This window comes from Acinetobacter sp. UC24323, assembly GCF_024151445.1.
GTDB classification, from domain to species: Bacteria; Pseudomonadota; Gammaproteobacteria; order Pseudomonadales; family Moraxellaceae; genus Acinetobacter; species Acinetobacter baumannii.
This window is the reverse complement of record NZ_JAHIBY010000005.1, coordinates 1-14,722: the sequence shown is the minus strand read 5'-3', so window position 1 is coordinate 14,722 and position 14,722 is coordinate 1. Positions and strand designations below refer to the sequence as shown.

Genomic DNA, 14,722 nt, shown 5'->3' with positions numbered 1-14,722 from the left:
ACAAGGAGTTAGATGATGAATAAGTTGTCTAAAATGGAGTTTGCTTCTCAAGACAAAGCAGTTGACTTAGATGCTTTGTGCCAAGAAATTCGTGAGCGTGCCTGTGCAGGTGAATTTGATAATCAGGCCTATGTAAGCCAAGACATTATCGAAAAACTTAAAAAAATTGGTGTTTACCGTGCTTTGGTGCCTAAACGTTTTGGTGGTGAAGAATGGTCACCACGGCAGTTTTGTGAGTTGATCGAAACTTTATCTAAAGCTGATGGTTCAGTGGGTTGGGTGGCAAGTTTCGGTATGAGCCCTGCGTATTTAGGAAGTTTGCCCGAAGAAACGCTGAAAGAGTTATACCAAAACGGGCCAGATGTCGTATTTGCCGGAGGTATTTTCCCGCCGCAGCCTGCCGAAATTACCGATGAAGGTGTGGTGGTGCGCGGACGTTGGAAATTTTCAAGCGGCTGTATGGGCGCTGACATTGTTGGTGTGGGAATTTCACCCCTTAAAAATAATGAAATGCAAGGTTTACCACGTATGGCCGTGATGCCTGCCAACAAAGCCAAAATTGAAATGACATGGGACACTGTTGGCCTAAAAGGTACCGGAAGTCATGATTTGGTGGTTGAAGATGTATTGGTCGAAAAGAAATGGACCTTTGTACGGGGTGAACCTTCAAAACTCAGCGAGCCATTTTTTAAATATCCATCACTGTCTTTAGCGACTCAAGTATTAACCGTGGTGGGTATTGGTGTTGCAGCTGCCGCATTAGAAGAATTTGAAAAATTAGCACCGGGTAAAGCATCTATTACGGGTGGGTCAGAAATTGCAAACCGCCCAGTGACTCAATATGAGTTTGCTCAAGCTGATGCAGAGTTTCAGGCGGCAAAGTCTTGGTTTTATCAAACCATGGATATTGTCTGGAATGAAATTATTGCTGGTCGTGAAGCAACTGCTGAACAGATTAGTGATATGCGTCTGGCATGTACACATGCAGCTCGCGTTTGCGCCAAAGTGACCCGAAAAATGCAAATGCTCGCGGGTATGACAGCGATTTATACCAACAATCCATTTAGCCGTTTTGTAAATGACACCAACGTGGTGACCCAACATGCCTTTATGGGTGATGCAACTTTACAAAATGCAGGTTTAGTCAGTTTCGGGTTAAAGCCAACCCCAGGTTATCTATAAGTTTAAATTTTGAAAAAGGAATATTGAGATGGAAGCTAAAAAACCATTACGCGTGTTGTTTTGCATGGGTATTAACCAGAACTTTTTTGATGCAGAACCTGCTGAAGCAAAAGCGGTTTGGGCAGCATTTGGTGAAATGTGGAATGGCATTCATGACCTACCTGGTGTGCATGTTTTTGGGAATCTTGATGATGACCAAAGCATGGTGGGTGCAAGTACGGGCTGGCCTTGGACCACTTATTTGCTTGCAGATGTTCCGGATATTGAGACAGTACATGCAGCTTGTAACTTGTTTAGAACGACCGTGGTGGGTGAAGGGCCATACAAACTTTGGAAATATTGCAAAGTTGAAGCTCGTGTTGGGCGTGAATTGATTATTCAACGTTAGGGCGACCGCAATGACTGACAAAGTGAATATTGCAGAAATTATAGAACGGCTAGAACAGTTGGAAGCACACAATGCCATTCGTAACTGCATAAACCGTTATATGGAAATCTGCGACGAGCTCAATGCAAATACAGATCTTTATGAGTTGATGAATCTTTTTGATCAAGACTGTATTTGGGAAGGTATTGGTGACAAATATTCCAAATCTTTTGGTCGTTATGATTCTTGGCAGTCGATTTATGACATGTTCAAACGCTATACACAAAAAGAATCTCACTTTGTCATGAATGCACACTTTGTAAATTCAGAACAAATTTATGTAAATCAAAATGATGCAAATGCTTCATGGCTGATGTTGCAAACTTCAACTTTTCAAGATGGCCGTAGTCATCTAAATGCAGCAAAGCTCAAGGTGAAGTTTCAGAAGCAAGCAGATGGAACATGGAAAATTAAACATTTCCAAACACAGAATATTTTCAGTCGTCCGGTATCGCATTGGCACAGTGAAGCCGAGTTGCCGGTACCTTCCCAGGAATGACCCAGGACATATTTAAAAGGACTATTGATATGAACAGTATTATCCCAACGCATAACATTGGCATTGATTATGATGCTTTAGTTAAAAGTGACCGTGCCCATACCTCTCTTTATAAAGATGAACGCATTTTTGATGAAGAGATGGAAAAAATCTTTTATAGCACTTGGGTGTGGGTTGCGCATGCCAGCGAAATTCCAGAAGGCGGAAGCTATAAAACCATTAATATCGGTAAACAGCCTGTTGTAGTGGTGCGTGACCGTAAAAAGAAAGTCCATGTACTTTTAAACCGTTGCCGTCACCGTGCAGCAACCGTATGTGAACATAAAAAAGGAAAAACTAACAGTTTTGTATGCCCGTATCACGGTTGGAGTTATGCACTTGATGGCAGTTTACGTGGTGTGCCATCTCCGGAAAGTTACGGCGATTGTTTAGATAAGTCAGAATTACCGCTGGTGAGTCTACAGGTAGAAGAATATAACGGCATGATCTTCGCTTCATTTAAAGAAGACATTCAACCACTTGAAGAGTTCCTTGGGCCTGCGAAAAAATGGATTGATCTGTTTATGAAACAAGGCGCAGGTTATCCAATTAAAGTGTTGGGCGAACACCGTTTCCGTTTCCCGGGTAACTGGAAAATCCAGCTTGAAAATACCACCGATGCATATCACTTCCCGTTGGTACACAAGTCATTCTTAAGTTCTGTCGATGAAAAAACCGAAGAACTCTTTAACTTCGAAAACCAGCCGGGCTTTGTTGAAGACTTAGGAAACGGTCACAGTGTCATGGTGATGATTCCTGAACTGGTCGATTTAGAAGAAGACTTAATGGAGCGTCCAATTCAAGAGCGTTTCGAAGACTTGGCTCAAGCTTTACGTGACGAAGGGCATGAAGAATTAGAAGTACGCCGTATTGTTCGAGCAGTTGGTGGTTCGGGCTTTAACTTAAATTTATTCCCGAATATTGCATGTTCAATGGCGTTCTTCCGTGTGTTACAGCCAATTTCAGTTGCTGAAACAGAAATTCATCACTCGGTGATTACGATGGATGGCGGTCCACAAATTGCCAATCAATATCGTTTACGTTTGCATGAACATTTCCAAGGCCCATTTGGTTTTGGTACGCCAGATGACTCTGAGGCTTGGGAACGCGTGCAACACGGTGCCAATGCCGGTAATGATTTATGGATCATGCTCAACCGCGGTTTACCGGGTGAAGTCAAAACTGAAGATGGCTTAAAAAGTGATGTCAGTGCTGAAACAGGTATGCGTGCAGCATATCAGCAATGGAAAAAGATGATGACAGCTTAAGGAGAGAGCAATGAATATGAATCTGCAATTATTAAATGAAGTCACTGCTTTCATCTGGGCTGAAGCAGATATGTTAGACCACAGCGAGTACCGTGAATGGCTCAATTTATGGAATGAAAAAGGTGTTTATATCATTCCGATTGACCCGAACCTCACAGACTACGAAAACAACTTAAATTATGCCTACGACGATAATCATATGCGTAAGTTACGGGTAGAGCGTCTTGAGAATGGTGAGGCAATTTCTACGGCACCAAAGGCGAATACGGTACGCAGTATTTCGCGAGTACGAGTGATTCAAGATCAAGATGATGAAATCGTTTTACGCTGTGCTCAAAATTTACGTGAATTCCGTAAAGAAAACCTCAAGCATTACACGGCCGATATTACGTACCATTTAACTCGTGATGCTGATACAGGTTTCAAGATTAACCGTAAAATCATTAACTTAGTTAACTCAACCGATACCTTGGCTGGTATTAGCTACATTCTTTAGGAGCGGTAACATGAAACAGGTTGTTTTAGTGACAGGTGCTGCTTCTGGACTTGGTAATGTGATTGCTGAATATTTTGCGAGCCAAGGCCATCAAGTGATTTTGTCGGCAAGTACGCTTGAAAAAGCCGAAAATGCTAAGGCACAAAGTCAGTATGCCCAAAATATGTTTCCTTTAAAGCTGGATATTTCGGTTGAGGCAGATTTTCATGCAGCGGTGCAATGGATTGAAGAGAAATTTTCTAAACTTGATGTGTTGATTAACAATGCCACCGTCACCAAAGCAACGCCTGTATTAGAAATTACCGCAGCCGATTTTGATTGGGTGACCCAAGTTAATCAACGCGGCACCTTTCAGTCTTGTCAAATTATTGGCCAATATATGGCCAAAAAAGGTTATGGACGCATCATTAATATGGCGTCTTTAGCGGGACAAAACGGCGGTACTGCAACGGGTGCACACTACGCGGCAACCAAAGGGGCCATTGTGACGTTAACCAAAATTTTTGCCAAAGAGTTTGCGGCAAAAGGTGTTACGGTCAATGCGATTGCACCGGGACCGATGGAGTCACCGATCGTTCATAGTGTGGTGCCAGACGAAAAAATGGAACAGTTCATCCAGAATATTCCGGTTAAAGCCTTAGGAAGTATGCACTTTATTGCTGAAACTTGTGGGTTGCTTGCGAGTCCAAATGCAAGTTTTGTGACTGGTGCAACATGGGATATTAACGGTGGTTTATTCATGCGTTAAACCAATCGCTTAACCATGAAAAGGGAGTTAAATCATGACTACACTTTATGATGTTGTCGTTAAAAATCGCCATGTGGAAGGTGGAAATATTGCAGTTATGGAGTTTGAATCTGCAACTTCTGCTGCATTACCAAAGGTTGAACCCGGTGCACATATTGATGTGCACTTACCGAATGGTATGGTGCGCCAATATTCGCTTTGCCAAAATCCAAATGACGAAGGAAAGTTTCGCCTTGGAATCTTACGTGACCCTGAATCACGTGGTGGCTCGATTTCTGCATTTGATGAAATTAAAGATGGGATGCAAATTCAGGTCAGTGAGCCGAAAAACTTATTCCCACTTTTAAAAGCCAAGCACAGTGTGTTGATTGGCGGTGGAATCGGGATTACGCCGTTAATTACGATGGCATATCAACTTGTACATGAAGGTGCATCATTTGAGCTTCACTACTGTGGTGCTAGCCCTGAAAAATGTGCTTTTGTTGATGAAATTAAAAATGGTGTGTTAGCACAATACACAACTTTCCATTTTAAATCTGAAGGCGCAAGCCACAGAGCATTTTTTGAATCTGCCATTAAAGATATTGACCTAGAGAGTCATATTTATACCTGTGGTCCAGTCGGTTTCATGGATTGGGTGATTAATCTCGCCACAACTCACGATTTTCCTGAGCAGCAAATCCACAAAGAGTATTTCCAAGTCGAAACTGACACCTCGGGAGATTCATTTGAGGTGGTGGCTGAGCGTAGCGGAAAAATCATTATGGTCGAAGCTGGCGAAACCATTTTGCAGGCTTTGGCTAAAGAAGGCATCGAGATTGAGATGTCTTGCGAGCAAGGCGTATGTGGAACCTGCATGTGCGATGTGATTGAAGGCGAACCTGATCATCGAGATGTTTATTTTACTGACGAAGAAAAGGCCAGCAATGAGCAAATATTAGTGTGCTGTTCACGCTCTAAAACACCGAGATTAGTTTTAGATATCTAATGCTCTCGCGATTTATATGGATGTAAGAGAAGGTTTAGGAGAAAGATGATGAATGTATTACAACAAATAGATGAGTTTACGGTCGATCCACTACAGTTTCGACGAGCATTAGGAAATTTTGCAACAGGCGTTACCATTGTGACTGCACAAAATGCACAAGGTGAGAAAGTCGGTGTAACCGCAAATAGTTTTAACTCGGTATCACTCGATCCACCACTTATTTTGTGGAGCATTGATAAAAAGTCTTCAAGCTTTTCCGTGTTTGAAGAAGCGACACATTTTGCAGTCAATATTTTATCGGGTACGCAAATTGAGCTATCTAATAGGTTTTCGAGACGCAATATTGATAAATTTGCCGACACAAATTTTCAACTTGGCGCAGGACGCGCACCCATTTTAGAAAATTGTTCTGCGGTGTTTGAGTGCGAACGTTATCAAGTGATCGAAGGGGGTGACCACTGGATTATTATTGGTAAAGTGGTTCGTTTTCAAGACCAAGGCCGAAGCCCGCTGGTTTACCATCAAGGTGCATATTCTTGTGTAATGCCGCATCCAAGCCTTCAAGTTAAGCAAACTGAACAGAGCGGCTTAGACCAAACACATTATGGGCACTTATATAATAATGTCTGCTACTTAATGAGCCGTGCTTTCAAAGCTTATCAAACCGACTATATTCCAAAGCAAATGGCTTCGGGTTTCCGTACCAGTGAATCTCGTCTCTTGCTTGTTTTGGCAAGTGGTACTGCTTCTAGTAAAGAAGATTTACCGCGCGATATTGCTATGCCAATGCAAGAAGTGGAAAGATCGGCTGAAATCTTAAAATTTGAAGGGTTATTGGTCGATCACGATAATTTGTACGCCCTGACCGAGAAAGGTAAACAAACAGCGCAGTATTTGTTTGATATTGCCGATAGCCACCAAAATGAGGTGTTTAAAAAATATTCTGATGAGCAAAAGGATATTTTTATAACCATGCTGCGAGATTTTGCAGGAGTAGCATAAGCCCCATTAAGCTGATAAATTGAATTGATTTATCAGCTTTTTTACATCTAGCTGACTATCATCAAAACAATTCCACGGATAAGGAATTTTTGGCACACAATTTGTTTATCAATAAAACATGATTGCAAATATGCCAAGACAGTGCACCACCACAAACACAAAATTTTGAGCGGTGGCACATGTATAGAGAGGTAAGGGATGAACCAATATGTAAGTGATGCATTACTCACATGGACGCACCATATTAAAAATGTGTGCGGCAATTTTGAAACCGATTTTGATGGAACCCGTAATTTATTCATTGGTGAGGTTCAGTGCTTTTTATTGGGCGATACCGAAATTGCTTTTATCAAAAACAATGCCAATAAAATTGTCCGAAAAGCCGATGAAATAGATCGAGTAAATAATCGTTTTTGTTTTTTGATTTTGCAGTATTCGGGAAAAATGCTGCTCGAGTATAAAAATGAAACCTTAAGCCTAAATGAAGGCGATATTGTCTTGGTCGACCCAGTCGAAACAATTTCGATGTACCCGCAAGGTTTGGTAAGCCAGATTTCAGTGCACCTGTCGCGTGAAAAATTACTTAAAGAAAATATTAGTACTGAATATTTTGGAAAACTGATTACTCAAAATATGAGTGGTTTTTTACTCAAGAATATTTTGAAAAATATGTCTGCTGAAAACATCAAACTTTGGTATGCAACGGAAGATGGTAATGCTTTTGAAGATGCGCTGATTGCTTTAATCAAACCCACAATCAATTATAAAAATGTTCATAGCTCCAATAACCTGATGGAAGAAGCCGAGCGTTTTATTATAGAGAACTTAGCAAAACCAGATTTAACACCTAAATTAATTGCAGAGCATATTGGGGTATCACTACGACATCTCTACCGTTTGTTCCTTCAAGAAAATTTATCTATTAACAAATATATACAGCTTAAGCGTCTAGAAAAAGTCAAAGCGGATTTACTTGATAAAAAGAACAAACAGAGTTCAATTACCCAAATTGCCTTGAAGTGGGGTTTCTGGGACGGTGCTCATTTTTCAAAGATCTTTAAAAAAACATATGGTATCTCTCCTAAAGAGTTTAGAGAGGGTATGTCGGTTTAAATATTTCTTCTTTTAATGTCATTTTTAGACAAATTCGACGTCATTCTTGAACAAGCTAGCCCTATGTAACTGTGTTGAAATTAAATTCATTAGAGCAGGTTAGATAAGCTTAATAACCATAGAACTATTAAGTTGGTCTAATGAATTTCACTCACAGGAAAGTGCATTTTAACTGTCTGATTCAGATAGTTCAGGGATAGATGAAAAGGATGAAACCAATGCGTAAACAACGATTATTGAATGACATACAAAAAATACTGGCACTTAACTTATCAATCGCTGCAAGCTTTTGGGGACTCAATACTCAAGCGTTTGCTCATGGTGCAAAGGCCGACATGGTCTCACTTTATCAGAACATGAGTGAGCAAGGCGCTAAAGTTGTTAAAGATGACTTTACCAATACCTATACAATTACCAAAGGCTCTATAGTGGTGAGAGCCAAGCCAAACTCAAATCAGGTTTTAGTGAATGGCAAACCTTTAAAACTCAGTGTCCCGTTATTAATTAAAGATGGTAAACCTGTTATTGGAAAAGATTTTTTTAACGAAGTCTTCCAGTCTGGGTTAGATCAAACCTTTAAAATTGAAAATACGTTTCATCCACTCAATAGCTTAAATTCCGATGAAATTAAAAAGACATTTGATGTGATTAACCGCTCGAAATACGCTTATAAAAATATGCGTTTTGCCGAGTTAAAGCTTAAAGAACCTGAAAAAGCCAAAGTATGGGATTACTTTATTAATCATAAAGATTTTAAAGAAGATCGTATTGCCTCATTTATTTTATTAAAGGGCAATCAAGCGATTGAAGGTGAAGTTAATCTTAATACTCAACAAGTCACAAAATGGAATGTACTTAAAGATACTCACGGTATGGTTTTGCTCGATAATTTTGAAGCCGTACAGCGCGTAATTGAGACGAGTAAAGAATATCAAGACGCGTTACGCAAACGCGGCATTACCGATGTGAAGAAAGTGATCGCTACTCCGCTAACTGTTGGATATTTTGGCGGTAAAGATGGTCTGGATAAACAACTCAATATATTAAAAGTCGTCGCTTATCTCGATGTCGGCGATGGCAACTATTGGGCGCATCCTATTGAGAACCTAGTTGCTGTAGTCGATTTAGATAAAGAAAAAATTATCAAGATTGAAGAAGGTGCGATCATTCCTGTGCCAATGGCAAATCGACCTTATATGTCGAATAAGCCCGTAGCAAGTAAGCTAAAACCACTCAATATTACTGAACCTGAGGGTAAGAACTTTAGCATTACCGGTCAAACCATACATTGGGGGAACTGGTGTTTGCATGTGGCGTTAGATTCTCGTGTTGGCTTACAGCTTTCAACAGTGACTTACAAAGATAAAGGCGTAAAGCGGAAAGTCATGTATGAAGGTAACTTGGGTGGAATGGTGGTTCCATATGGTGACCCTGATATTGGATGGTACTTCAAATCTTATTTAGACTCTGGCGAATATGGTATGGGTACACTTACCTCATCTATTATTCCGGGAACAGATGCACCCGACAACGCTGTTTTACTTGATGCCGTGATTGCAGATTACAAAGGCCAACCACAAGTAATTCCAAATGCCATTGCTGTATTTGAACGTTATGCAGGGCCTGAATATAAACATCACGAAATTTTTGGCAATCAGGATGCCAGTGAAGCACGCCGTGAACTTGTCGTACGCTGGATTAGTACGGTTGGAAACTACGATTACATGTTTGACTGGGTATTTTCCCAAAATGGTGTAATTGGAATTAATGCGGGTGCAACGGGTATTGAAGCTGTTAAAGGTGTTAAAGCACGCACCATGCATGACAGTACTGCCAAAGAAGACACCAAATATGGAACTTTAATTGACCATAATATTGTGGGTACAACGCATCAGCACATCTATAACTTCCGCTTAGACATGGACGTAGATGGGGAAAATAACAGCTTTATGCATATGGACCCTGTAGTGAAAGCCAATGACAAAGGTGGGGTTCGTACAAGCACGATGCAAATCGATAGTAAAGTCATTACCAATGAGCAAAATGCGGCTGAAAAATTTGATCCATCTACCATTCGATTACTGTCTAATTTCAATAAGGAAAATAAATTAGGTAATCCGGTTTCTTACCAATTGATTCCGTTTGCAGGTGGAACACACCCTGTGGCGAAAGGAGCTAATTTTTCTAAAGATGAATGGTTATTTAAACGTTTGAACTTTATGGATAAGCAAATTTGGGTGACTCAATACAATCCAGACGAACGCTATCCTGAAGGGAAATATTCAAACCGTTCGACTCATGATACAGGGTTAGGACAGTTCATTGGTAACAACGAAAATATTGAAAATAAAGACCTTGTGGTGTGGATGACAACAGGCACAACCCATGTGGCACGTGCTGAAGAATGGCCAATTATGCCGACAGAATGGGTTTATACCCTAATCAAACCTTGGAACTTCTTTGACAACACCCCGACTTTAAACTTGGGTGAAGAAGAGCAAAGCACGCAGCACGACCATCACTAAAGACAAACATGAACGAGGATGGGTAACGAATAAGTTACCCATACGTGAGCACGTTTAGGCCGTTCGCAAAAGGAATTTCTAAATGAAAAATTTATTTTCTCAGGTTATGAGAGGGACTCTCTTTGTCTCATTTTTTTCAACTGTGCATGCTGGTGAGCTTGAAATTAAGCCAACTTTTGAAGCAACTTTTGGGGCTTTTAGTAGTGGTAAAAGCTATAACGGTGAAAACCTAGAGGATGAAAGAATCAATTGGCAAGAAGGCCATCTTAAATATGGTGCTAAAGGGCAATATACCTTTAAAAACAATCAACTCTATGCAAGCTTGAGCGGTATTAGCTCGGCAACATTTGGTGATGGTGATGCCGGCCAAAATAGTAATGGCAAAGAACGTAAAACAGATATAAATGAATGGGTCATTGGCTTTAAAGATGGCACCAATAAAGATGAGTTGACGACTTATGATTTAAGTATCGGTCGACAAAATATCATGATTGGTGACGGGTTCTTTATCGCGGGTGATGCATTAAACCTCGGTAAAGTGCCGGCGGATGGTGCACTCGATCGGGGCGGCGCATATTATCTGGCAGCCCGTCGAAGCTTTGATTTTACAAGTTTGCTTCAGTACAAACCGCAAGAGAATACAACGCTAAAGATGGCTTATTTAAAGTCAGATAATAAAGCACAATTTTCCCCAGAACTCTTTGTGACTGATCTGATGTATCAGCTTAAAGATAAGGGCGTTGGGTTTACTTACTTAAATGTATTAGACCTTGAAGATGCTGAACACGTTTCAGGGCGCGAAGATCTTAAAAATTATGCTTTACGTTTGAATTATCAACCTTTACCAGAGATACAAGTTAAAACTGAGTTTGTAGTTCAAGATAAAAAAGATGGCCAAGAAAATGCTGGCTACTTAGCGCTGAACTATAACTTTTTATCTTCAAAATATACGCCTTCATTAGGCTACCGTTTTAGTCATTTTTCAGACCAATACGACCCTATGTTTTATGGAAATACCGTCGGCTTTGGTACATGGTTTCAAGGCGAAGTTGCCGGAAACTATGCTGGACCATTCAATAAAAATGCAAATATTCATCAAGTTTCTTACATGATGAACTTGAAAGAAAATTTTATGTTGGGTGCTTTGGCCTATAAGTTCAAAACAGTAAATAAGTCTTTAACTAATGTAGATGGACATGAGCTGGATGTCTTTTCGGTCTGGTCAGTTAATAAAAAATTCAACGTGATTCCTTTGGTGGGGCTTTATAAACCAAAACACGATATCCATAGTGGCGGTACTCAAAACTACGATGACAAAACCAATGTCTATGCGCAGTTAATTTTGCAATACATCTATTAATAAATCCTTTTAAATGAATTGAGAGAAATAAAAAAATGAGTGAAGTTAAGATTTTACAAAGCGTACAGCAATTTATGGCACGTCAACATGGACATTTTATTGATGGAAAGTTAGTTGTTGCCGAGCTTTTAGATAAAGTGGAAATAGTGAATCCATCTACTGAACAAGTGGTTGCTCAAATTAGTATTGGTAGTCAACACGATGTCGAAAGCGCCGTCAAAAGTGCTGAACATGCTTTTCAAAATGCTTGGGCTGAAACTACACCGTATGAACGTGGCGTTAAACTAAATAAGTTGGCAGATTTAATTGAACAACATGGTGAAGAACTTGCACAGCTCGAGACGTTGTCTACCGGAAAACTTATCAATATTTCCCGTCATCTTGAGGTCGCACAATCCGTTATTTTCTTAAGATATTTTGCAGGGTGGGCAACCAAAATTAATGGTCAAACCATGCAACCCTCTATTCCTTCTATGCAAGGAGAAAAATATACGGCCTTTACTTTAAGGCAACCAGTAGGTGTGGTTGCAGGGATTGTGCCTTGGAATTTCTCACTGATGATTGGCGTTTGGAAAATCGGTTCAGCTTTAACCACTGGTTGTACCATTGTGCTTAAACCAAGTGAGTTTGCCAGCTTATCTTTATTACGTTTAGCTGAACTTGCGATTGAGGCAGGTATTCCAGCCGGTGTAATTAATGTAGTGACAGGTAAGGGCGATACAGGGCAATATTTAATTGAATCTCCCCTCGTTAAGAAAGTTTCGTTTACAGGTTCAGTACCAACAGGTATCGCCATCGGTAAACTTGCGATGAGCAGTGATTTAACTCGGGTAAGTCTAGAATTGGGCGGTAAAAATGCCATAGCTGTTTTGGCAGATGCAAATATTGATGAGATTTTACCGACTTTGTTGCAAGCAACTTTTGTGCATCAGGGTCAAGTTTGTGCATCCCCAGAGCGTTTTTTTGTACACCGTAAAAAATATGATGAACTAGTTGATAAACTCTCGAAAGCACTCTCTAGTTTCAAAATTGGTTCGGCCATGGATGAGGGAAGTATGTTTGGCCCACTCTCTAATCAGCCACATTTTAATAAAGTAAAATATTATTTAGATATGGCAAAAGCCAACAACCAAATTATTGCAGGGGGTGAGACTCTAGGTCAGACAGGGTATTTTGTACAGCCGACTTTAATTTCCTTTAAAAATACGGATGATCCTTTATTTTCAGAGGAAACTTTTGGTCCAGTGGTCGGGGTAATGCCATTCGAAACTGATGAAGAGCTCATTCAACTGATGAACCAGTCGCGCTTTGGTTTAACCGCAAGTATCTGGACAAATGATTTGTCTAAAGCTTTACGTTTAATTCCTAAGATTGAAGCAGGGACCTTATGGGTGAATATGCATACGTTCTTAGACCCATCAGTGCCATTTGGTGGGGTGAAAGCTTCAGGAATTGGTAGAGAGTTTTCAGATGCCTTTATTGAAGATTACACCGAATTAAAATCGGTCATGATTCGGTACTAAGTTTCTACGAGATATAAAAAATGGCCTATATAGGCCATTTTTTTGAATCATTAAAATTAACCTAATAAAAAATCTTTTAAAATTTTATTAAAAGCTTCGGGTTGTTCTACATTGGAAATATGAGAAGCGTCTATCTCTGCAAGTTGTGTTTGTGGAATGCGTTGCTGCATAAACTCACCATCTGCAACAGTCGTTACAGGGTCTTGGGTTCCAGCAATCACCAATACAGGAATTTTGATGTCTTTTAACTGCTCACGGACATCCGCTTTAGCCAAAGCCTCACAACAATTGGCATAGCCCATTGCGCTGCCAGCACTTAAGTCGTTACACAGGCTGTTGACAATTGAAGTATGACTTTGGATAAAGGGATCTGTAAACCATCGCGAAGCTGCTGTGGCTGCGATTGGCTGTAAACCTTGCTCACGTACTAATTTTGCACGGTCAAGCCATGCTTGTTCTTGTCCAATTTTAGCAGCAGTATTTGCCACAACCACATGACTAAAACGGTTAGGGTAGTGAATCGCCAGCCATTGACCTGTTAAACCACCCATTGAAATACCACAAAAAGCAGCTTTGCTAACATTCAGGTGGTCAAGTAAACGAACAACATCTTCACCTAATTGCTCTACAGTGTATGGACCATTAGGTGTAGAGGATGAACCGTGACCACGAGTGTCATAGCAGATCACAAAAAATTGATCTTTTAACTCATTAAACTGTTTTTGCCACATACCGTAGTTAGTGCCCAAAGAATTGGAAAACACCAGAGCAGGGGAAGATGGCTCACCAAAAGTTTGATAGTTGATTTGTGCATCGGCAGATTGAAAAGATGGCATTTCTTTCTCCTTAAAGTGCTTGAACACGTTCAATAATCAATGCGATGCCTTGACCCACACCAATACACATTGAACATAAGGCATAACGACCACCTGTTTCTTCAAGCTGGTTTAAGGCTGTCGTCACAAGGCGTGCACCTGATGCACCAAGCGGATGACCTAAAGCAATTGCTCCACCGTTTGGATTTACCTTGTTAGAATCATCTGGTAAGCCTAAATCACGGGTAACGGCCAAAGCCTGTGCAGCAAAGGCTTCGTTCAGCTCAATTACATCCATCTGATCTAAAGTCAGGTTGGCTTGTTTAAGTAATTTTTTAATCGCTGGTGCTGGGGCAAAACCCATAATGCGTGGTTCTACACCTACGGCTGTTGAAGCAATGATCTTGGCACGCGGTTTTAAGTTGTAAGCCTGAACTGCATCATCAGAAGCTATCAGCAGAGCCGCTGCACCATCATTAATGCCTGAAGCATTCCCCGCAGTGACCGTACCCTCTGCTTTAACTACAGGTTTAAGTTTGCTTAAACCTTCAAGGGTGGTTGATGCACGTGGATGCTCATCGGTATCAATCACAACAGCATCGCCCTTACGCTGAGGGATTTCAACCGCCACGATTTCTTTAGAAAAAAAGCCTTTGGCTTGCGCGCTTGCGGTGCGTTGTTGGCTCACCAAGGCAAACTGGTCCTGATCTGCACGATTGACGTTGAACTGTTCAGCG

General features: G+C 40.6%; 14 protein-coding genes. 12 read left to right on the top strand and 2 right to left on the bottom strand.

Annotated elements, in window-relative coordinates; translation table 11 throughout:
* The first annotated feature begins 33 nt into the window (after positions 1 to 33).
* The 12 genes from KNQ97_RS08190 to KNQ97_RS08135 all read left to right on the top strand — a co-directional run bounded on the left by KNQ97_RS08190 (position 34) and on the right by KNQ97_RS08135 (position 13,170).
* Positions 34 to 1,182 (top strand): acyl-CoA dehydrogenase family protein, encoded by a 1,149-nt coding sequence (locus KNQ97_RS08190; protein ID WP_060706136.1) that lies wholly within the window; start codon positions 34 to 36, stop codon positions 1,180 to 1,182.
* 28 nt (positions 1,183 to 1,210) lie between these two features.
* Positions 1,211 to 1,570 (top strand): hypothetical protein, encoded by a 360-nt coding sequence (locus KNQ97_RS08185; RefSeq protein WP_000387550.1) that lies wholly within the window; start codon positions 1,211 to 1,213, stop codon positions 1,568 to 1,570.
* 10 nt (positions 1,571 to 1,580) lie between these two features.
* Positions 1,581 to 2,108: a nuclear transport factor 2 family protein gene (locus tag KNQ97_RS08180; protein ID WP_000130498.1), complete on the top strand. Its 528-nt coding sequence runs from the start codon at positions 1,581 to 1,583 to the stop codon at positions 2,106 to 2,108.
* 29 nt (positions 2,109 to 2,137) lie between these two features.
* Positions 2,138 to 3,415 (top strand): Rieske 2Fe-2S domain-containing protein, encoded by a 1,278-nt coding sequence (locus KNQ97_RS08175; RefSeq protein WP_253612062.1) that lies wholly within the window; start codon positions 2,138 to 2,140, stop codon positions 3,413 to 3,415.
* A 10-nt stretch (positions 3,416 to 3,425) separates the two neighbouring features.
* Entirely contained in the window at positions 3,426 to 3,911 is a 486-nt protein-coding gene (locus KNQ97_RS08170; RefSeq protein WP_001056937.1) for an aromatic-ring-hydroxylating dioxygenase subunit beta, read from the top strand.
* A gap of 10 nt (positions 3,912 to 3,921) precedes the next feature.
* Positions 3,922 to 4,659, top strand: a complete 738-nt coding sequence (locus KNQ97_RS08165; protein WP_253612061.1) for an SDR family NAD(P)-dependent oxidoreductase — start codon at positions 3,922 to 3,924, stop codon at positions 4,657 to 4,659.
* A 34-nt stretch (positions 4,660 to 4,693) separates the two neighbouring features.
* Complete coding sequence (locus tag KNQ97_RS08160) at positions 4,694 to 5,647, top strand: PDR/VanB family oxidoreductase (protein ID WP_086443259.1); 954 nt, start codon at positions 4,694 to 4,696, stop codon at positions 5,645 to 5,647.
* A 45-nt stretch (positions 5,648 to 5,692) separates the two neighbouring features.
* Positions 5,693 to 6,649: a p-hydroxyphenylacetate 3-hydroxylase reductase component gene (locus tag KNQ97_RS08155; RefSeq protein ID WP_253612060.1), complete on the top strand. Its 957-nt coding sequence runs from the start codon at positions 5,693 to 5,695 to the stop codon at positions 6,647 to 6,649.
* Between the two features lie 198 nt (positions 6,650 to 6,847).
* Complete coding sequence (gene feaR / locus KNQ97_RS08150) at positions 6,848 to 7,762, top strand: transcriptional regulator FeaR (RefSeq protein ID WP_253612059.1); 915 nt, start codon at positions 6,848 to 6,850, stop codon at positions 7,760 to 7,762.
* 209 nt (positions 7,763 to 7,971) lie between these two features.
* Positions 7,972 to 10,287 carry a primary-amine oxidase gene (tynA, locus tag KNQ97_RS08145; protein WP_253612058.1) on the top strand — a complete coding sequence of 772 codons (2,316 nt, stop codon included), beginning with the start codon at positions 7,972 to 7,974 and terminating at the stop codon, positions 10,285 to 10,287.
* 142 nt (positions 10,288 to 10,429) lie between these two features.
* Positions 10,430 to 11,647, top strand: a complete 1,218-nt coding sequence (locus KNQ97_RS08140) for a hypothetical protein (RefSeq protein WP_253612134.1) — start codon at positions 10,430 to 10,432, stop codon at positions 11,645 to 11,647.
* Between the two features lie 35 nt (positions 11,648 to 11,682).
* Positions 11,683 to 13,170, top strand: a complete 1,488-nt coding sequence (locus tag KNQ97_RS08135; protein ID WP_253612057.1) for an NAD-dependent phenylacetaldehyde dehydrogenase — start codon at positions 11,683 to 11,685, stop codon at positions 13,168 to 13,170.
* 56 nt (positions 13,171 to 13,226) lie between these two features.
* On the opposite strand, the gene pcaD is transcribed toward KNQ97_RS08135, so the two are convergent.
* Both pcaD and KNQ97_RS08125 read right to left on the bottom strand, forming a co-directional pair.
* A complete protein-coding gene (gene pcaD / locus KNQ97_RS08130) occupies positions 13,227 to 14,006 on the bottom strand; it encodes a 3-oxoadipate enol-lactonase (RefSeq protein ID WP_133237330.1) in 780 nt (259 codons plus the stop codon).
* Positions 14,007 to 14,016: 10 nt separating this feature from the next.
* Positions 14,017 to 14,722 (bottom strand): acetyl-CoA C-acyltransferase (locus KNQ97_RS08125; RefSeq protein ID WP_253612055.1); only part of this gene is annotated, 706 nt, incomplete at its 5' end.